This window comes from Acidovorax delafieldii, assembly GCF_007993815.1.
GTDB lineage: Bacteria > Pseudomonadota > Gammaproteobacteria > Burkholderiales > Burkholderiaceae_C > Acidovorax > Acidovorax delafieldii.
On sequence record NZ_VJWE01000015.1, the window covers coordinates 215,180 to 234,421 of the forward strand.

18 protein-coding genes and 1 tRNA gene are annotated in these 19,242 nt (G+C 66.9%); 15 read left to right on the forward strand and 4 right to left on the reverse strand.

All coding sequences use genetic code 11. The features are described from left to right. The first annotated feature begins 117 nt into the window (after positions 1-117). The 10 genes from ATF69_RS16865 to ATF69_RS16910 all read left to right on the forward strand — a co-directional run bounded on the left by ATF69_RS16865 (position 118) and on the right by ATF69_RS16910 (position 11,396). Entirely contained in the window at positions 118-936 is an 819-nt protein-coding gene (locus ATF69_RS16865; RefSeq protein ID WP_146871692.1) for an NAD-dependent epimerase/dehydratase family protein, read from the forward strand. Positions 937-944: 8 nt separating this feature from the next. After that, the gene (locus ATF69_RS16870) at positions 945-1,826 is read left to right on the forward strand and encodes an SMP-30/gluconolactonase/LRE family protein (protein WP_146871693.1); all 882 of its coding nucleotides are present in this window, start codon (positions 945-947) and stop codon (positions 1,824-1,826) included. A 41-nt stretch (positions 1,827-1,867) separates the two neighbouring features. Then, a complete protein-coding gene (locus ATF69_RS16875; RefSeq protein ID WP_056066174.1) occupies positions 1,868-2,845 on the forward strand; it encodes a TRAP transporter substrate-binding protein in 978 nt (325 codons plus the stop codon). 89 nt (positions 2,846-2,934) lie between these two features. Further along, on the forward strand, positions 2,935-3,423 hold the full coding sequence (locus tag ATF69_RS16880) for a TRAP transporter small permease (protein WP_099729349.1): 489 nt from the start codon (positions 2,935-2,937) through the stop codon (positions 3,421-3,423). 52 nt (positions 3,424-3,475) lie between these two features. Continuing rightward, entirely contained in the window at positions 3,476-4,768 is a 1,293-nt protein-coding gene (locus ATF69_RS16885; RefSeq protein WP_056066169.1) for a TRAP transporter large permease, read from the forward strand. 69 nt (positions 4,769-4,837) lie between these two features. Then, positions 4,838-6,412: a galactarate dehydratase gene (garD, locus tag ATF69_RS16890; RefSeq protein ID WP_244303753.1), complete on the forward strand. Its 1,575-nt coding sequence runs from the start codon at positions 4,838-4,840 to the stop codon at positions 6,410-6,412. Between the two features lie 83 nt (positions 6,413-6,495). Beyond that, positions 6,496-7,425 (forward strand): DMT family transporter, encoded by a 930-nt coding sequence (locus ATF69_RS16895; RefSeq protein ID WP_146871695.1) that lies wholly within the window; start codon positions 6,496-6,498, stop codon positions 7,423-7,425. Positions 7,426-7,434: 9 nt separating this feature from the next. Next, positions 7,435-8,547 (forward strand): aldose epimerase family protein, encoded by a 1,113-nt coding sequence (locus ATF69_RS16900; protein ID WP_146871696.1) that lies wholly within the window; start codon positions 7,435-7,437, stop codon positions 8,545-8,547. A gap of 70 nt (positions 8,548-8,617) precedes the next feature. Further along, positions 8,618-9,607, forward strand: a complete 990-nt coding sequence (locus ATF69_RS16905) for a catalase family protein (RefSeq protein ID WP_146871697.1) — start codon at positions 8,618-8,620, stop codon at positions 9,605-9,607. A gap of 265 nt (positions 9,608-9,872) precedes the next feature. After that, positions 9,873-11,396 (forward strand): DegQ family serine endoprotease, encoded by a 1,524-nt coding sequence (locus ATF69_RS16910; protein ID WP_146871698.1) that lies wholly within the window; start codon positions 9,873-9,875, stop codon positions 11,394-11,396. 50 nt (positions 11,397-11,446) lie between these two features. Here the strand turns inward: ATF69_RS16910 and ATF69_RS16915 are convergent, their stop codons facing one another. Further along, the gene (locus ATF69_RS16915) at positions 11,447-12,478 is read right to left on the reverse strand and encodes an ABC transporter substrate-binding protein (protein ID WP_167514365.1); all 1,032 of its coding nucleotides are present in this window, start codon (positions 12,476-12,478) and stop codon (positions 11,447-11,449) included. Positions 12,479-12,693: 215 nt separating this feature from the next. Here ATF69_RS16915 and ATF69_RS16920 point away from each other — a divergent pair, with 215 nt between their 5' ends. The 3 genes from ATF69_RS16920 to ATF69_RS16930 all read left to right on the forward strand — a co-directional run bounded on the left by ATF69_RS16920 (position 12,694) and on the right by ATF69_RS16930 (position 16,063). Next, positions 12,694-13,353, forward strand: a complete 660-nt coding sequence (locus tag ATF69_RS16920; RefSeq protein WP_056066148.1) for a response regulator — start codon at positions 12,694-12,696, stop codon at positions 13,351-13,353. Between the two features lie 124 nt (positions 13,354-13,477). After that, complete coding sequence (locus tag ATF69_RS16925; protein ID WP_146871699.1) at positions 13,478-14,842, forward strand: ATP-binding protein; 1,365 nt, start codon at positions 13,478-13,480, stop codon at positions 14,840-14,842. Between the two features lie 228 nt (positions 14,843-15,070). Further along, positions 15,071-16,063, forward strand: a complete 993-nt coding sequence (locus tag ATF69_RS16930; protein WP_146871700.1) for a 2-dehydropantoate 2-reductase — start codon at positions 15,071-15,073, stop codon at positions 16,061-16,063. A gap of 40 nt (positions 16,064-16,103) precedes the next feature. Here the strand turns inward: ATF69_RS16930 and ATF69_RS16935 are convergent, their stop codons facing one another. After that, positions 16,104-16,595 carry an Lrp/AsnC family transcriptional regulator gene (locus tag ATF69_RS16935; protein WP_056066136.1) on the reverse strand — a complete coding sequence of 164 codons (492 nt, stop codon included), beginning with the start codon at positions 16,593-16,595 and terminating at the stop codon, positions 16,104-16,106. A 100-nt stretch (positions 16,596-16,695) separates the two neighbouring features. Here ATF69_RS16935 and ATF69_RS16940 point away from each other — a divergent pair, with 100 nt between their 5' ends. Then, complete coding sequence (locus tag ATF69_RS16940) at positions 16,696-17,598, forward strand: EamA family transporter (protein WP_146871701.1); 903 nt, start codon at positions 16,696-16,698, stop codon at positions 17,596-17,598. A 24-nt stretch (positions 17,599-17,622) separates the two neighbouring features. Here the strand turns inward: ATF69_RS16940 and ATF69_RS16945 are convergent, their stop codons facing one another. Next, positions 17,623-18,177 carry a hypothetical protein gene (locus ATF69_RS16945; RefSeq protein ID WP_244303754.1) on the reverse strand — a complete coding sequence of 185 codons (555 nt, stop codon included), beginning with the start codon at positions 18,175-18,177 and terminating at the stop codon, positions 17,623-17,625. Positions 18,178-18,628: 451 nt separating this feature from the next. Between ATF69_RS16945 and ATF69_RS16950 the strand changes: the two genes are divergently transcribed. Beyond that, positions 18,629-19,024 carry a hypothetical protein gene (locus ATF69_RS16950; protein WP_146871703.1) on the forward strand — a complete coding sequence of 132 codons (396 nt, stop codon included), beginning with the start codon at positions 18,629-18,631 and terminating at the stop codon, positions 19,022-19,024. 120 nt (positions 19,025-19,144) lie between these two features. On the opposite strand, the gene ATF69_RS16955 is transcribed toward ATF69_RS16950, so the two are convergent. Next, a tRNA-Arg gene (locus ATF69_RS16955) sits at positions 19,145-19,219 on the reverse strand. Positions 19,220-19,242 lie beyond the last annotated feature (23 nt).

The window sequence follows — 19,242 nt, forward strand, 5'->3', positions numbered from 1 at the left end:
GGTGTTATCCCTATGTGTTGGACGGGTTGAAAGGAGTACATTGCCTCCTCGTTGTATGACAACTGATGACGTTCAACCGCTTGTAACGCCACTGTACCAAGAACCTCCGCAAAAGCCATGCCCTGTCACCCGACACCGATCCGTTTTCAACGTTTGTTATTGACCGGGGCCGCTGGCGGACTGGGGCGTGAGCTGCGCACGCGCCTGAAGGCGTACTGCACCACCTTGCGGCTGTCCGACATCGCTGACCTGGGCAGCGAGGCTCCCGGCGAAGAACTGCGCCCCGCGCGGCTTGAAGACGCCAGTGCCATGCTGCCGCTGCTAGAGGGGGTGGACGCTGTGGTGCACCTGGGCGGCGTGTCCACCGAGCAGCCCTGGGACCCCATCTTGCAGGCCAACATCGTGGGGGCATACAACCTCTATGAGGCCGTTCGCAAGCAAGGCGTCAAGCGCGTGGTGTTTGCCAGCTCCAACCACGTGACCGGCTTTTACCGCCAGGACGAAGTGTTGGGGCTGCGCGACCCAGCGCGGCCCGATGGCCTGTATGGCCTGTCCAAGGCGTTTGGCGAGGACCTTTCGCGCTTCTACTTTGACCGCTACGGCATCGAAACCGTGTGCCTGCGCATCGGCTCCTCCTTCCCCGAGCCGCGCAACCGCCGCATGCTGGCCACCTGGATGAGCTACGACGACCTGGAGCGCCTGGTCATGGCCAGCCTCACCGCGCCGGTGGTGGGCCACAGCATCATCTATGGCATGGGCGACAACACCACCACCTGGTGGGACAACACACTCGCCCGCCACATCGGCTACCGCCCGCAGGACAGCTCTGAGCCCTTCCGCGCCAAGGTGGAGGCAGCTGACCCGCAGCCCGACCTGACGGACCCGGCCGTGATCTACCAGGGCGGGCCGTTTGTGCGCACCGGTCCGTTCGAGTGAGTGGGTCCATGGAACTCCTGTTGCCTCACCACCAGGACCAGGTGGGCGAAAGCCCCCTGTGGAGCACTGCCGAGCAGGCGCTGTACTGGGTGGACATCGAAGGCCACGCGCTGCGCCGCCTGCGCTGGGCCGACCGGCAACTGATGAGCTGGACGACGCCGGAGCGGCTGGCCTGCATTGCGCTGCATGCCAGCGGCGGGCTCATCGCTGGCATGGACACGGGCATCTTTCACCTGCAGCCTGCCGATGACGGCACCCTGGCCTGCCCCCTCATCTCTGCCGTGCAGCACCCGCAAGCTGGCATGCGCTTCAACGACGGGCGCTGTGACCGCCAGGGGCGCTTCTGGGCCGGCACCATGGTGCGCGACATGTCTCTGGCGCAACCCGCTGGCGGCCTGTACCGGCAGGACGCGCGCGGCCTCTCGGCGCCGCTGATCGAAGGCCTGGTCACCCAGAACGGCCTTGCGTTCAGCCCCGATGGCGCCACCATGTACCTCAGCGACAGCCACCCCAGCGTGCAAAAGATCTGGTCGCTGGACCTGCACGAAGACGGTAGCCTGGGGCCGCGCCGTCTGTTGGTGGATATGCGCGCGCTGCCCGGCCGGCCGGACGGTGCGGCCATCGACACCGATGGCTGCTACTGGACCTGCGCCAACGACGCTGGCATGGTGCATCGCTTCACCCCATCGGGCGTGCTGGACCGCTCGCTGGCCGTGCCAGTCAGCAAGCCCTCGATGTGCAGTTTTGGCGGGCCCGACATGGACCTGCTTTTCATCACCTCCATCCGCCCCGGCCAGCCGCAGGGCAACGATGTAGCCCATGGCGGCGCGGTCTTCGTGACCCGCCCGGGCACCCGAGGGCTCGCAGAGGCCCCATACCCGCCCGCGTGAGCGCGGCACCCCAACCGATTCAACCCCGGAGACAAAGCACCATGAACGTTCCACACCTCTTTGGCCGCGTGGCCATTGCCGCTGGCATCTTGCTCGGCAGCCTGGCCGCGCAGGCCACCGAGTTCCGCTCGTCGGACATCCACCCCGAGGACTATCCCACCGTGCTGGCCGTGCGCCACATGGGCGAGACGCTGTCCAAGGCCACCGGTGGCAAGCACAGCATCAAGGTCTACGCCAAGGGGTCGCTTGGCATCGAGAAGGACACCATCGAGCAGACCAAGCTGGGGGCGATTGCCATGACGCGCGTGAACGTCGCGCCCATGAACAACATCTGCCCCGCCACCATGGTGCCCACCATGCCCTTCCTGTTCCGCGACAAGGAGCACATGCGCAAGGTGCTGGATGGCGCCATTGGCGACGAGATCCTGAAGGACTGCGAATCGCAGGGCTTCGTGGGCCTGGCGTTCTATGACAGCGGCGCACGCTCGATCTACACCGTCAAGAAGCCCATCAAGACCCTGGCCGACGTCAAGGGCCTGAAGGTGCGCGTGCAGCAGAGCGACCTGTGGGTGTCCCTGCTCGAAGCCATGGGCGCCAACGCCACCCCCATGCCGTTCGGCGAGGTCTACACCGCGCTCAAGACCGGCTTGGTGGACGCCGCAGAAAACAACTACCCCAGCTACGAAAGCTCGCGCCACTTCGAAGTCGCCAAATACTTCAACAAGACCGAGCATTCCATGGCGCCTGAGATCCTCTTGTTCAGCAAGCGGGTGTGGGACACCTTGAGCGCTGACGACCAGAAGGCCATCCGCGCCGCCGCCAAGGAGTCGGTGGGCTACATGCGCAAGATCTGGGACGAGCGCGAAGAGAAATCCCTGGCCACGGTGAAGGCTGGCGGCGCGCAGGTGGTGGATATCGACAAGGTGGCCTTCAAGGCTGCCATGAAGCCGGTGTACGACAAGTTCCTCAAGGACCCCAAGCTGCAGGACATGGTCAAGCGCATCGACGCGGTGCAATAAGCCAGAAGCCAGAGTCTCCAGGGCAGGCGGGACCGGGAAGAGCCCGCCGCCTGCCCGTTTCCAGTTGTTGTTGTTTTTGAATGTCCACTATGTACACGCGACTCTGCGCTTTCATTGCGCGCGCCTGCCTGAAGCTCGGGGTGGGAGGGCTGGTCCTGCTGGTCTGTGCCGTGCTCTACCAGGTCATCGGCCGCTATATCTTCAACGACACCCCCACCTGGGCCGAGAGCGGCGCCGTGCTGCTGGTGCTTTACGTGACCATGCTGGGCATGGCTGTGGGCGTGCGTGATGCGGGCCACATCGGTCTTGAATCGTTCCTGGTGCTGGCGCCCGATTGGCTGCGCACCAAGCTCGAGCTGCTGATCCACGCGCTGGTGCTGCTGTTCGGCATCGTCATGGCCTGGAACTGCGGCGTGCTGGCCGAATCGGTGGCACCGTACAAGATCCCCACGCTGGGCATCTCCGAAGCCTTCAAGTACGTGCCGCCCGCCATGGCTGGCGTGCTGGTGGCCATGTTCTCGCTGGAACACATCATCGCCATCCTGCGTGGCACGGAAGTAGAGCCCGCCTGGCATTGAGCGGCCTCACTGTCCCTCCGCCCCCTAACGTCCCTACAAAGATTCCACCATCATGGCGTTGACCATCCTGTGCGTGAGCTTCACGCTGCTGCTGCTGCTGGGCGTGCCCGTGGCCTTCTCGATCGGCCTGTCCTCGCTGGCCACCATCCTGTACGAAGGCCTGCCCCTGGCCGTGGGTTTCCAGCAAATGATTTCGGGCATGAACCCGTTCTCGTTCCTGGCCATCCCGTTCTTCATCTTTGCCGGCGAGATCATGATGTACGGCGGCATCGCCGACCGCATCGTCAACTTTGCCAAGAGCGTGGCGGGCCATGTGCGTGGCGGCCTGGGCATGAGCAATGTGCTGGCCTGCACGCTGTTTGGCGGTGTCTCGGGCTCGCCGGTGGCCGACGTGTCGGCCATGGGCGCCGTGCTCATCCCGCAGATGAAGAAGGAGGGCTACCACGCCGACTACGCGGTGAACGTGACCACCCACGCCTCGCTGGTGGGCGCGCTCATGCCCACCTCGCACAACCTCATCATCTTCACGCTGGCGGCTGGGGGCAAGGTAAGCATTGCGGCGCTGATCCTTGCAGGCATCGTGCCGGCCCTGTTGCTGACCATCTGCAACCTGGCTGCCGCCTACTTCGTGGCTGTGAAGCGCGGCTACCCCGCAGGCACCTTCCCGGGCTGGGAGATTGTGTGGATCTCGTTCCGCGCCTCGGTACCAGGCCTCGCCGTGGTGGTCATCATCATCGCGGGCATTTTGTCGGGGGCGTTCACCGCTACGGAGTCGGCGTCGGTCGCAGTGCTGTGGGCTCTGATTCTGTCGGTCTTCGTCTACAAGAAGCTCACGCGCGAGCAGTTCCTCAAGGCCGCGTCCAAGGCCGTCAAGACCACGGGCACAGTGCTGCTGCTCATCGGCATCTCGTCGATGTTCGGCTACCTCATCGGCCTCTACGGTGTGGCCGAGCTCACGGGTGATGCGCTCAAGTCCATGAGCACCTCGCCCTGGGTGATCTTCCTGTCGGTGAACATCATCCTGTTCGTGCTGGGCACCTTTCTCGACATGGCGGCCACCATCCTCATCTGCACGCCCATCTTTTTGCCGATCTGCCAGCAGTTCGGCATGAGCACGGAGCAGTTCGGCATCGTCATGCTGATCAACTGCGCGCTGGGCCTGAACACCCCTCCCGTGGGCACCACGCAGTTCATCGGCTGCACCATCGGGGGCGTGTCGGTGGGCGAGGTGATGAAGACCATCTGGCCGTTCTACAGTGCGCTCATCGTGGCGCTGATGCTGGTGACCTATGTGCCCCAGTTCTCGATGTGGCTGCCAGACCTGGTGCTCAAGGGCGGCGGCTGACCCGGCAGGAGTGATGGCTCGGCCACCGGGCGGATTGAAACCCGCGTACCTTGTGAATTGAACGGACCTATGCGACAAGCTCTCACCATCCGCATGCATGCCCAGGACAACGTCGCCATCGTCGCCAACGACGGTGGCCTGCCTGCGGGCACCCTGTTGCCAGACGGTGTGCCGGGCGCGGGCATCACGCTGCGCGACAAGGTGCCGCAGGGCCACAAGGTGGCGCTGGCGGACATCCCCGAAGGCGGCGTGGTGCGCCGCTACAACGTGCCCATCGGCTATGCGCTGAAAGACATCCCCGCAGGCAGCTGGGTGCATGAGCGCCTGCTGCAGATGCCCTCGGCCCGTGCTCTGGAGGGCTTGCCCATGGCCACCGTGAAGCCCCCGGTGCTTGAACCCCTGACGGGCTACACCTTCGAGGGCTACCGCAACGCCGATGGCTCAGTGGGCACGCGCAACATCCTGGCCATCACCACCACCGTGCAGTGTGTGGCCGGTGTGGTGGCGCAGGCCGTGCGCCGCATCAAGGCCGAGCTGCTGCCTTTGTTTCCCCATGTGGACGATGTGATCGGCCTGGAGCACACCTACGGCTGCGGCGTGGCGATTGACGCGCCCGACGCCATCATCCCCATCCGCACGCTGCGCAACATCAGCCTCAACCCCAACTTTGGGGGCGAGGTCATGGTGGTCAGTCTGGGCTGCGAAAAGCTGCAGCCCGACCGGCTGCTGCCCCCGGGCAGCTTCCCCATCACCGACGAGCGCGACGCGGCGCTGGGCCCCGAGACGGTGTGCCTGCAGGCCGACGAGCATGTGGGCTTCATGTCCATGCTCGACCACATCGTGCAAAGCGCGCGCCCGCACCTGGACCGCCTGAACGCCCGCCGCCGCGAGACCATCCCCGCCAGCGAGCTGGTGCTGGGTGTGCAGTGCGGTGGCAGCGATGCGTTCTCGGGCGTCACCGCCAACCCGGCCGTGGGCTTCTGCGCCGACCTGCTGGTGCGCGCGGGCGCCACGGTGATGTTCAGCGAGAACACAGAAGTGCGCGACGCCGTTGAGCAGCTCACCAGCCGCGCAGCCACGCCCGAAGTGGCTGACGCTATCGTGCGGGAGCTGGGCTGGTACGACCGCTATCTGGACCGGGGCTGTGTGGACCGCGCGGCCAACACCACGCCGGGCAACAAGGCGGGCGGCTTATCGAACATCGCCGAGAAGGCCATGGGCTCCATCATCAAGAGCGGCACCGCGCCCATTGCGCATGTGCTGGCCCCGGGCGAGAAGCTGCGCCGCGACCAGCGCGGCCTGGTGTATGCCGCCACGCCCGCCAGCGACTTCATCTGCGGCACGCTGCAACTGGCTGCCGGCATGAACCTGCACGTGTTCACCACCGGCCGGGGCACACCCTACGGTCTGGCCGAGTGCCCTGTGGTCAAGGTCGCGACGCGCACTGATCTGGCCCGCCGCTGGCACGACCTGATGGACATCAACGCCGGCAAGATCGCCGATGGCGAGGCCACTATCGAACAGCTGGGATGGGAGATGTTCCACCTGCTGCTCGACGTGGCCAGCGGTCGCAAGAAGACCTGGGCGGAACAGTGGCAACTGCACAACGCGCTGGTGTTATTCAACCCCGCACCGGTGACCTGAAATTTGCGGGGCCACGGCCCCTCGTGTTCCCCCTTCAACAGCCCTTGCCTGCAAGGGCTGTTGTCCTTGAAAGACCGCATCTCATGGGGCATTCCCGATTTTCTGACCGCAAGGTCGTGGTGGCGCTGGCGCTGCTGTGTTGCCTGCTCTGGGGCAGCTCGTACCCCGCCATCAAGACCGGGTACACCTGGTTCGGCATCTCACGCAATGACATCCCCACACAGCTCGTGTTCGCAGGCTGGCGGTTTCTGGGCGCCGGGTTGATCCTGCTGGCCTGGGCTGTAGCAACGCGCAAGGTCATCTGGGGCCTGGGGCCCGGGGCCGGGCGCCAGTTGGTGGTGCTGGGCTTAGCGCAGACCACGCTGCAGTACGTGTTCTTCTACGTAGGCCTGGCACACACCACGGGCGTCAAGGGCTCCATCATGAACGCCACCGGCACGTTTTTCAGCGTGCTGCTGGCGCACTGGGTCTATCACAACGACCGCCTCAGCCACGCCAAGCTGTGGGGCTGCCTGGTGGGCTTTGCGGGCGTGATGGTCGTGAACCTGGGGCGCGGCACGCTGGACCTGGACTTCACGCTGCTGGGCGAAGGCTTTGTGGTGATCGCCGCCCTCGTGCTGGCCGCGGCCAGCATTTACGGCAAGCAGGTGTCGCAGCGCATGGACTCCGTCGTGATGACGGGCTGGCAGCTGGGCCTGGGCGGCGTGGCGTTGTTGGCCATTGGCTGGTCGCTGGGTGGTTCGCTCACGGGCTTCACCTGGGGCTCTACGGTGCTGCTGGTGTACCTGGCGCTGCTGTCGTCGGCCGCGTTTTCGCTGTGGAGCATCCTGCTCAAGCACAACCGGGTGAGCCAGATCACGGTGTTCAACTTCACCGTGCCGATCTTTGGCGCGGCGCTGTCGGCACTGTTTTTGGGCGAGGCGCTGTGGGAGTGGAAAAACCTGCTGGCCCTGGTGCTGGTGTGTGTGGGCATCTGGCTGGTCACGCGCGATACGGCCAGCGCCACCAAATAGACTCGGCCCATGGCTTACACACTCTCCCGCGACGCATTCCAGCGCGACCTGCACGGCCAGCGCACCGATCTGTTCACCCTGCGCAGCCCCGGCGGTCTGCAGGTGGCCGTGAGCAACTATGGCGCCCGCCTGGTGCAGGTGGCGGTCCCCGACTGGCAGGGCGGTCTGGCCGATGTGGCGCTGGGCTACGACAGCCTGCAGGGCTACCTGGACGGCCAGCTTTCCATGGGCGCGCTCATCGGCCGCTGGGCAGGGCGTCTGCGTGCGGGCACGCTGACCCTGCCGGATGGATCGCGCCGGCAACTGCCCACCAACAGCGGGCCACACCATCACCACGGCGGCCCGCGCGGGAGCCGCTTCCAGGTGTTTGCGGTGGAGCATGCGCAGGCCGATGCCCTCTCCCTCAGCCACACCTTCCGCACGGAGGACGACGGGGTGCCCGGCACGGTGTGCGTGCAGCTCCACCTGCAGGTCACGACCGACAACGCGCTGCACATGGCCTGGACGGCCGAGGTGCTCCATGCCCCCACGGTGCTCAACCTCACCGGGCATGCGTTCTTCAACCTGGCAGGCCAGGGCAGCACCCACGGCCACACCCTGCAGGTGCCCGCCAGCCGCTATGCGCCCCTGGCGGCCGATGTGTGTCCCACGGGCGCGCTGGCGGCCGTACAGGGCACGCCGTTCGACTTCCGCCAAGCCCGCGCTGTGGCGGACGCCATCGCAACACCCCATGAGCAGCTGGCCGTGGCGGGCGGGCTGGACCACTACCTGGTGCTGGACGAACAGGCGGCACCCCTTGCCCCTCCGTCGTCATCCATCACGCCACCGGGCCTGCGACTGGCCGCGCTGCTGGGCGAACCCGTGAGCGGCCGTGCGATGGAGGTGTGGAGCACCGCCCCCGGCGTGCAGGTGTATGCAGGCCACGGCCTCAAGGCCGACCCCGCGCGGGACCGGGGGCGTGGAGTGGGGCAGGGCGGCTGGCTGTGGCAGCCGGGCGACGGTATCTGCCTGGAGCCCATGGAGTACCCGGATGCGCCCAACCACGCGGGCTTTCCGGTGCGCTGGTGGCTGCCGGGCGAAGTGGTGCGGGGCGCCATCGTGTACCGCTTCATCGGGGGCTGACGGCCGATGGGCTGGCCTGGCAAGCCCGTGCCGCGCTACCATGCCGCCTGGCTCTTAACCGAGGTGGCTCATGCACATGTCCAACGCCCCCAGCACCCAGTGGAAAGAAGTGGTGGCACCCGATGAAGCGCAGCGCTTTGCGGGCTATGCGCGCCAGTTTGCCGAGCTGCAGGCGCGCAAGTCGCAAAAATATGGCGCCGGGCGGGGGCTGCACCGCAAGCAGCTGACCGCCGCGTATGGCCGCCTGGAGGTGCTGGGCGATCTGCCCGCGTTTGCGGCCCAGGGCTTGTTCGCGCAGCCGGCGCAGTACGACGTGCGGGTGCGGCTGAGCAACGGCGGCATGGACAAGGCGGCGGACCACAAGCCCGACATCCGGGGCTTTGCGATCAGTGTGCGGGGAGTGCAGGGCGACTCTGCCTTGGGCAACGGGCCCGCAAAAAGCCAGGACTTCCTGCTCATCAACCAGGAAAAGTTCGCCTTCCCCCAGAGCGCAGAGTTTGTGGATTTTGTGGTCGCTGCGTCGCACGGCGGCGGCGCGCTGATCAAGTTCCTGGTGCAGCGCCATGGCTTGCTGGGTGCGGCCCGACAGATCGCGAAGACGGTCAAGACCTTTGGGCGGCCCTTTGGGGGCTTTGCATCGCATGCCATGTTCAGCGCTGCGCCCATTGCCTGCGGGCCCTATGCCGTGCGTGTGCGCCTCGTGCCCCATGCATCCAACGGCGCGCCCGTCAGGCAGGTACAGCACGACTGGGATGCCGAATTCTCCAGCCGCCTGCGCCAGCAGGACCTGCAGTGGGACCTGCAGCTGCAGCCTTTTGTGGACGAGGCCACCACCCCCATTGAAGACGCCAGCGTGGACTGGCCCACGCCCTACACCACCGTGGCCCGGCTCACCCTGCCACGGCAGGACCCGGCTGCTGACGCAGCCCTGGCCGCCGAGGTGGAGGCCGCCGTGTTCGACCCCTGGCAGGCGCTGGCTGCGCACCGGCCCCTGGGCGACGTGATGCGGGCCCGCAAGGTGGTGTATTTCGAAAGCCAGAAAGGCCGTGGCGCTGTGTGACCTGCGGGGTGCGGCGACCGGGCGCTTCGTGAGGAAGCCCCCACGGTACTCAGAAAAACAGTGAGGGTGTTGAATCCCGGTCTGAGAGCGGCTCACAAAACTCAGCGAAGCGGCCCTGGCTAGGCGTTTCGCCGCAGGCAGTACAAGCAGTACGACAAGGCGAGACAACGACGCCAGGGGAGTTTTGTTAGCCGCTCTAAGTTTCGTCTAAGTGTTGGTGCCCACACTGCCCTCCATCGCAACTCCGATTGGAAAGGCACACACCATGAACACGACAACGCTGACCTCCACCCCCCGCCGCCTCATCCTGGCCCTGGTGGCCGCCGGTGCGGTGGGTGCCACGGGCGCAGGCCTCATCACCGGGCACCAGGCCCGCGCGCTGACCCCGCCCCCCGCCATCGTGGCCCAGACGCCTGCGGCCCCCGGCGGGGCCTTGCCCAGCTTCGCGCAGATCACCGCGCAAAACGGCCCTGCAGTGGTCAACATCAGCGTGACGGGCAGCACCAAGGCCGCCATGACCGATGACGACGGCGAAGACGAAGGCCAGCCCGCCGCGCGCCAGGGCCGGGCGCCGCAGATGGACCCGAACGATCCGTTCTACCAGTTCTTCCGCCAGTTCGGTTTTCCGGGCGGCATGGGCCCGCAGGCCCAGCCCAACGTACCCACGCACGGCCAGGGCTCGGGCTTCATCGTCAGCCCCGATGGCTTGGTGCTGACCAACGCCCATGTGGTCAAGGGTGCCAGCGAAGTCATCGTCAAGCTGACCGACCGCCGCGAGTTCCGCGCCAAGGTGCTGGGCTCCGACCCCAAGACCGACGTGGCCGTGCTCAAGATCGACGCCAAGAACCTGCCCACCGTGCGCCTGGGCAGCACACGCGACCTGCAGGTGGGTGAATGGGTGTTGGCCATCGGCTCGCCCTTCGGCTTTGAAAACAGCGTGACGGCGGGTGTGGTCAGCGCCAAGGGCCGCTCGCTGCCCGACGACAGCCTGGTGCCCTTCATCCAGACCGATGTGGCGGTGAACCCTGGCAATTCGGGCGGGCCTTTGTTCAATGCGCGCGGTGAAGTGGTCGGCATCAACTCGCAGATCTACAGCCGCTCGGGTGGCTACCAAGGGGTGTCGTTCTCCATCCCGATCGAGCTGGCGGCCAAGATCAAAGACCAGATTGTTGCCACCGGCAAGGTGCGCCACGCACAGCTGGGCGTGGCCGTGCAAGAGGTGAACCAGGCGTTTGCCGAGTCGTTCAACCTCGACAAGCCCGAAGGCGCGCTGGTGGCCAGCGTCAGCAAGGGCAGCCCCGCAGAGAAGGCCGGCCTGCAGGCGGGCGACGTGATCCGCCAGGTGGACGGCCAGCCCATCGTCGCCTCGGGCGACCTGCCCGCCTGGGTGGGCCAGGCGCAGCCGGGCCAACAGGCCAAGCTGTCGGTGTGGCGCCAGGGCAAGCCGCTGGAGCTGACCGCCACCCTGGGCGACGCCAGCGACAAGGCGATCAAGCAGGCGCGCAACGACGATGCCGTGGGCAAGGGCCAACTGGGCCTGTCATTGCGTCCGCTGGACCCGCAGGAGCGGCGCGCGGCAGGCCTCAATGAGGGCCTGGTCATCGAGCAGGCACGCGGCCCCGCCGCTGCGGCCGGTGTGCAGCCGGGCGACGTGCTGCTGGCCATCAACGGCGCGCCCATCAAGGACATCACGCAGGTGCGTGCCGCCATGGCCAAGGCGGGCAAGTCGGTGGCGCTGCTGATTGAACGCGACGGCGACAAGATCTTTGTGCCCGTGCGCCTGGGCTGATCATGGCCTGCGCCTGCCGTCGGCTCTGGCCCTGCGGCAGGCGCTGTGCATCAGCGCGGCAGCGCCTCCACTTCCTTGGTCCAGCGGTCGATCAGGCGCCTGCGCTCTGCGGCCTTGCCGTATTTCTCGAAGTCGTATTTGATGAGCTTCACGTTGTCCAGCGTCGGGATGCGCGGGTCCATCTTGAAGGTCTTGTTGGCGGGCACCTGGTAGCTGCCCACCTGGGCGCCCACAGCCTGGCCTTCGGGGCTCATCAGCCAATCGTAGTATTTTTTGGCGTTGTCCATGTTGCGCGCGCCCTTGACCAGCGCAATGCCGCCCACCTCGTAGCTGGTGCCTTCACAAGGCGCCTGGGTTTTCACCGGGTACTTGTCCGCCTTCCACTTCTCAAAGTTGAACATGAAGGTGATGCCCACACCCACCTCGCCCTTGGCCACGTTGGGCGCCTGCGCCTGGCCGCTGCGGGTGTAGGTGGTGGTGTTCTTGTGCAAGGCCTTGAGGTAGTCGAACGCCTTGTCTTCGCCCATCAGCTGCACCAGCCCCGCGATCACGGTGTAGGCCGTGCCGCTGGAGGCGGGGTGCGAGATTTCCACCTCGCCCTTGTACGCAGGCTTGATCACGTCGGACCAGCACTGCGGCTCCGGCAGCTTTTTCTTCTTGAGCGTTTCGGTGTTGTAGCCAAAGCCGATGGCCGAGCTGTAAAAGCCCCCCACCTGGTGGCCCGACATGGCGTACTGGCGCACGCTCCAGCCATGCAGGTCATGCAGATAGGCGGGGCGGTATTCGGCCAGCAGGCCCTGCTCCGCCGCCTGCAAGAAGGGGTCACCCGTGCCGCCCCACCAGATGTCGGTCTTGGGATTGTTGGCCTCGGCGCGCAGCTGCGCGGCAATCTCGCCCGTGCCCTTGTGGGCCTGGTTCACCTTGATACCCGTCTTGCGGGTGAACTCCTTGGCGGCCGCTTCGCACCAGGGCGCGTCGGTGCTGCACAGCGCGTTGACCACGCCCTGGGCCTGGGCGCTAGTGGAAGCCAGTGCGGCCAGCGCAACGGCCGCAGCAACGTGGTGGAGAGGGGGGAATGCCATCGGAATCGCCATCGGTCTTGCTCCTTGTGTTTTGTGGTGGTGGCCCGGCCCCTGGGGCGGACGGTGTGCGCGTGGCGCTTTCATTGTGACAGTGATGTGTCAAATTCAAGTCGTTCTGGCAGCCCGGTGCTGCGCCAGCGCCCATGCCGCCGCTATCCTTGGCAGCCAGCCCATTTCCTGCACTTCTGACCGACCGACCTTTCTGCCCCCTTGCCATGCGCCTGCTGCTTGTTGAAGACGATTCCATGATCGGTGAAGCCGTGCTGGACCTGCTGCGCGCCGAGCAGTACGCGGTGGACTGGGCGCGCGATGGCGACGCGGCCGACACGGCCCTGCGCACCCAGGCGTATGACCTGGTGCTGCTGGACCTGGGCCTGCCCCAACGCGATGGTCTGACCGTGCTGCGCGACCTGCGCGCCCGCAAGAACCGCACCCCCGTGCTGGTGGCCACCGCGCGCGATGCCGTGGCGCAGCGCATCGAGGGGCTGGATGCCGGGGCCGACGACTACGTGCTCAAGCCCTATGACCTGGACGAGCTGCTGGCCCGCATCCGTGCCCTGCTGCGCCGCGCAGCGGGCCGTGCCGAGCCGGTGTATGAACACCAGGGCGTCAGCATCAACCCCGCCACGCGCGAGGTCACCGTGCGCGGCACGCCCGTGGTGCTGTCGGGGCGCGAATGGGCGGTGCTGGAGCCGCTCATTGCCCGCCCCGGCATGGTGCTGTCGCGCCAGCAGCTGGAGGACAAACTCTACGGCTGGGGCGACGAGGTGAGCAGCAACGCGGTGGAGGTCTACATCCACGGCCTGCGCAAGAAGCTGGGGCCCGAGCTGGTGCTGAACGTGCGCGGGGTGGGCTACCTCGTGCCGAAGGCATGACCCCCCTGAGCGGCTTCGCCGCTTCCCCCCAAGGGGACGACAGCCTTTGCTGCGGGGCGGCCCTTGCTGGCTGCCCCCGCGCAATCTCCCGCCCTGAGCATGCGGCGGGGATGGATGGATAGAGATGAAGAACGTGCCAACCACCTCCTGGCGCAGCGCGCTGCAGTCCATGCTCCCGCGCTCGCTGCGCATGCGTCTGCTGATGTTTTTGCTGGCTGCCATCGTGCTGGCAGGCGCAGTGCAGGGCGCACTGGCCTACCGGGGCGCGCTGGACGAGGCCGATGCGCTGTTCGACTACCACATGCAGCAGACGGCGCTGGCTTTGCGCTCGGGTCTGCCGGTGGATGCCCAAGGCCTGGGCCCGGGCCTGGACCCGGAGGACGAGAACCACGAGTTCATCGTGCAGGTGTGGACCAACGAGGGCCTGCGCATTTTTGAATCCGCCGTGGGCGCCGCCTTGCCGCAGATTGCCGTGCTGGGCTTCACCAACGTGCAGGCGCGCGGCGGCACCTACCGGGTGTTCTCGATGCAGACGCGCTCGCAGGTGATCCAGGTGGCGCAGAACATGGCTGCGCGGCGCGACATGGCCCGCAGCCTGGCGCTGCGCACGCTGGCGCCGCTGGCCATCATGGCGCCGCTCTTGGTGCTGGCCGTGTGGTGGGGCGTGAGCCGGTCGCTGGCCCCGGTGGAACGCGTGCGCCGCCAGCTGGCAAAGCGCCAGGCCGACGACCTGTCGCCCGTGAGCGATGCACAACTGCCCGATGAGGTGCAGCCGCTGGTGAGCGAACTCAACCTGCTGTTCGAGCGCGTGCAGCACGCGTTCGAGGCCCAGCAGCACTTTGTGGCCGACGCCGCGCACGAGCTGCGCTCCCCCCTGGCCGCACTGCGCCTGCAACTGCAGGGCCTGCAACGGGCGGGCGACGACGCTGCGCGGGCGGCCGCCATCGAACGCCTGTCGGCAGGCATCGAGCGCGCCACGCGGCTGGTCGAGCAGCTGCTGACCCTGGCCCGGCAGGAGGCCAGCACGGCCGTCAACGATCCGGTGGACCTGCGCGCCACGGCGCAACTGGCACTGGCCGACGTGGCCCCCGCTGCCCAGGCGCGCGGCATGGATGTGGGCCAGCTTGAATCGGACGCCGCCACCGTCACCGGCAATGCCGAGGCCCTGCGCATGCTGGCCCGCAATCTGCTGGACAACGCCATCAAATACAGCCCGCCCGGCGGCCAGGTGGACCTGCAGGTGCGCCGCGACGGCGACCACGCCGTGCTCACCGTGGAAGACAGCGGCCCCGGCATCGCCCCCGAGCACCGCGAGCGGGCCATGCAGCGGTTTGTGCGCGTCACCGCCGACGGTGCGCCCGGCAGCGGTCTGGGTCTGGCCATTGTGCAGGCCATCGCCCAAGGCCATGGCGCCACCGTGGCGCTGGACAGCTCGGCGCGCCTGGGCGGCCTGCGGGTGACCGTGCGGTTTGCGGCTGCCAAGCCCTGAGCTGTGTGATGCCCTGTTTGCTATTAATTGCATAGCTGTGCAGGCATATTGCACTGGCGCTATCGGCTCAAAATCCCTCAAAAGCACCCGCAGAGTGCTTCAAAGCGTCTCGTCACGTGCGCGCCACGCCGCCAGGGGCCTGCCCCGCACAATGCGGGGGTAGCGCGCAGGCTGTGCCGGTTCCTAGTCCGCCTGCGTCCACTTCCACCACCGTACACACGCATCGGCATGAACTTCATCGTTTTGGGCGCAGGCGCCATTGGTTGTTATGTGGGTGGGCGCCTGGCCGCGCACGGCCAGCCGGTGTGCCTGGTGGGGCGGCCGCATGCGCTGGAGCCCATCGCGCTCCGCGGTCTTCAGGTCACTGACCTGGACGGCTTTGACCGCACCGTGCCCACGTCCACACTGCAACTGGCTGCCACGCTGGCCGACGCCGCGCCCGGGGTCGACAGCATCATCCTGCTGTGCGTCAAAAGCGGCGCCACCGAGTCTGCCGCGCGCGAGCTGGCGGCGGCCTGTGCGCCCGGCACCCCGGTGATCTCGCTGCAAAACGGCGTGGACAACGTGGCCCGCATCGCCGCCTTGGCGCCCGGCCTGAACGTGCTGGCGGGCATGGTGCCCTACAACGTGGTGCTGCGCGGCGCGCAGGTGCACCGCGCCACCGCAGGCCATCTGCAGCTGCAGCGCGACGCGATCACCGAGCGCATTGCGCCCTTGTTCAACGTCGCTGGCCTTGCCACCGTGTTGCCTGCCGACATCCGTGCGGTGCAGTGGGGCAAGCTGCTGCTCAACCTCAACAATCCGGTCAATGCGCTGTCCAACCTGCCCCTGCGGCAAGAGCTGCTGGACCGCGATTGCCGCCGTGTTTTTGCTGCGCTGCAGACCGAGGCGCTGCGCGTGATGGCGCGCGCGGGCATCACGCCCGCCCAGGTCACTGCCGTGTCGCCCACGCTGCTGCCCCATGTGCTGCGCCTGCCCAACTGGCTGTTCACACGACTGGCAAAGCGCATGCTGCAGATCGACGCCACGGCGCGCTCGTCGATGTGGGACGACCTGGAGGCCGGGCGCGTGACGGAGATCGACGCGCTGTGCGGCGCCGTGGTGCGGCTGGCGGTGCAACAGGGCATGGCGGCACCGCTCAATGCGCGCATGTGCGAGCTGCTGGGTGGCCTGCGCCAGCGCCTCACGGGCAGGCAGATGCGCCAGATGCTGGGTCTGTGAGTTGGGATTTGGGATTCGGGACTGGGGTTGTGACCGGTGATCAGGCAGCGGGTGCTGCGCTGTCCAGCGGCACGCGCAGCCCGGTCTTGAGGCTGGCCAGCGCCACCGAGGTCCGAAACCGCTTGATGTTGTCGTCCCCCTCAAACAGCCGCCGCGTCAGCGCCTCGTAGTCCGCCATCGACGCCACGTTCACCACCAGCAGGTAGTCCGCCTCGCCCGTCACGCTGTAGCACTGCTGCACCGCGTCTTCCGCCGCAATACGCGCGCGCAGCGGGGCGGTGCGGTCGGGGCGCTCGTTATCCAGGTGCACCTCCAGCACGATGGTCAGCGGCTTGCCCACCTTCACCGGGTCCAGCACGGCCACGTTGGCGCGGATCACGCCGCTGTCCTTGAGCCGCTGAATGCGCCGCTGTACCGCAGGCGCCGACAGGTTCACCGCCTGCGCAATCGCGCGCTGGGGCGTGGTGTTGTCGGCCTGCAGGATGTCGAGGATCGCGAGGTCGAAGCGGTCAAGTGCTGCCGGGGTGGACATGGGGGTTCCTTGGAACGGGGTCTCAGGGTGAGCGAAAGTTGCGTGCAAGCCCCGAAATTCGAGCCAAAAGCACGCTGGGGTCGCACTATATTTTCAGCCCATGAGCGCTTCCCCTCTCCGTTCTCTTCTGCACCGGTTCTTCCCCTTCCTGGCCGTGCTGGGTTCCGTCACCGCATTGGGCATTGGCACCTCGTGGGCCAAGCACTGGCTGTTTCCGGTGGTCGGGGCGCAGGGCACCACCGCCGTGCGCGTGGGTTTTTCGGCGCTGCTGGTGCTGCTGCTGTGGCGGCCCTGGCGCTGGCACCTGTCGCGCGCCGACGCGCGGGCCGTCATGCTGTACGGCGCGGCGCTGGGGGGCATGAACCTCATGTTCTACATGTCGCTGCGCACCCTGCCGTTTGGCCTGGCGGTGGCCATCGAGTTCGCGGGGCCGCTGGCCGTGGCGATCTGGTCATCGCGCCGCGCGGTGGATTTTGTGTGGGTGGCGCTGGCCATCGCGGGCCTGGGCATGCTGCTGCCGCTGGGGCTTAACGGCAGCACGCTGGACCCGGTGGGCGTCTTCTACGCCCTGGGCGCGGCCGTGTTCTGGGGGCTGTACATCGTGTTCGGCAAGCGCGCCGGACATCTGCACGCGGGGCATTCCGTATCGCTGGGCCTGCTGGTGGCCGCGCTGGTGGTGGTGCCGGTGGGCGTGGTGCATGCGGGCGCGGCGCTCTTGTCGCCCGCCGTGCTGCTCATTGGCGTGGCGGTGGCTGCGGTGTCCAGCGCCATCCCGATCTCGCTGGAGATGATGGCCCTGAAGCGCCTGCCCAAGGAGGCCTTCGGCATCATGATCAGCATGGAGCCTGCGGTGGCTGCACTGGTGGCCATGGCGCTGCTGGGCGAGCACCTGAGCGTGGTGCAGTGGCTGGCCATTGGCTGCATCATGGCCGCGTCGATGGGCAGTGCAATGACCGCCGCGCGGCCCGCTGCTGTAGACCGCGCGGCACCGCAGGCGGCCTGACCGGCGGCTCTGGCGGGGTAGGTCTTACCGCACGGCGGCCCTTGCGCTGCACGATTCCAATACGCGTGTGATGAGGTGGGGATATCCCGCCTCGGTCTGCGCCAGCAACGGCAGGCCTGTGTCGTGCACGGCACGGTCCACTGCGTCGGGCCAGGGGGGCGTACCGGGCTCCGCCTGCACGCGGGCCATGGCACCCAGCACCAGTTCTTGTCCCCAGAAGTAGACCTGCGCGGCGCGCACATTGGCCTGCATGCGCTGCACCTCGGCCAGCGCTTGCGGCTCGGCCAGGTGCAGCCAGATGTCGGCATACAGAAAATCCACGGGCGCGCCCGGGGGCTGCCACTGCAGCGCATCGGCCTGCACCAGCTCCACCTTGGCTGCAGCGGACTGTGGCAGTCCCTCCAGCACCCGGCAGCGGCGAAACAGCTCCAGCACGTCGCCATCCCGCTCCACCACGGTCACTCGGTTCACCGAGGGTTGCAGCGCCATGTTGGCAGCGACCCAGCCCATGCCCAGGCCCATTACTACCGTGTGGCCTCGCGCATGGTGACAGGCCAGCTCCTGGCTTTCAACTTCCATTGGTGACAGTGACATCCAGGTTTCCCATCTGCCCTCGGAGCCCTGGCGCAGGAGCAGCGTCGAGCCGGATGTGACACATGGGCCGCTGTAATAACCACGGTCCATCCCCACCCCCATGCGCTTCATCTGCCACGGTCCCACGGCACCGTCGGGGTACTGTGGCATGTGCCATTGGGGCGCAAAGACAGGAACCCCCAGCGCCTGTGCCAGTGCGGTGGCGGATGGCTGGGGGGAAAAGGGTAGGGACGAGGGATTCAGTGATGCCGACATGGGCTCGATCTTAGGCGGGGAGCGCCGCGTTCATTGGAACATCTGCATCTCTTCCAGGGCACTGGGCATTGTCCGACAGTCTCACGGTCCACAAGATGGCGTCGATGGCGGGTAGCGGCGAATACAAAAGACAGTGATGAGACCGCTCGTGTTTCATCACTCAATGTCCAAGGAGCCGATCATGATTCCATCCACCATCCATTCCGCTGCGACCGCCACACCGGTGGACGAAGACCTGGCCGAGCAAGCACGCCCCGGCTACGGCATCCCATCGCAAGACCCCCGGACCGGCGCACAGACCGCGTTGGAGCCTGAAGACGCAGAGCGCGAAGCCCACTCCGCCTTGATGGGCGGCGGCATGATGGCTGGCGCCGCAGCCGGCGCCGCCGTGGGCGTGGCCGTCGCGGGCCCGGTGGGGGTGGTGGTTGGGGGCACTTTGGGCGGCATCGCCGGTGCGCTGGGTGGTGCCGCAGCGGGCACCCTGGTCAGCCCGGATGATCTTTCGGCCGATGCTGTGGCCGCAGAACACCTTGCGCCGCCCCTGGGAGGGCCGGAAGGCAAGACAGACCCGAAGTAGGGTGTGCGGGGCTCACTACAGGCTGGCTGGTGCAGCGTACGTACTGTGTGAGATTGCTCCAAATTTGATAGCTATCAGCACATATTGCACTAGCGCTTGCCGCCATTTTGGCTGTGAATTTGGTCCCCTCGACAGGAATCGAACCTGTATCTAGCGCTTAGGAGGCACTCGTTCTATCCATTGAACTACGAGGAGGCAAGGCAGCCGCGCATTGTAGT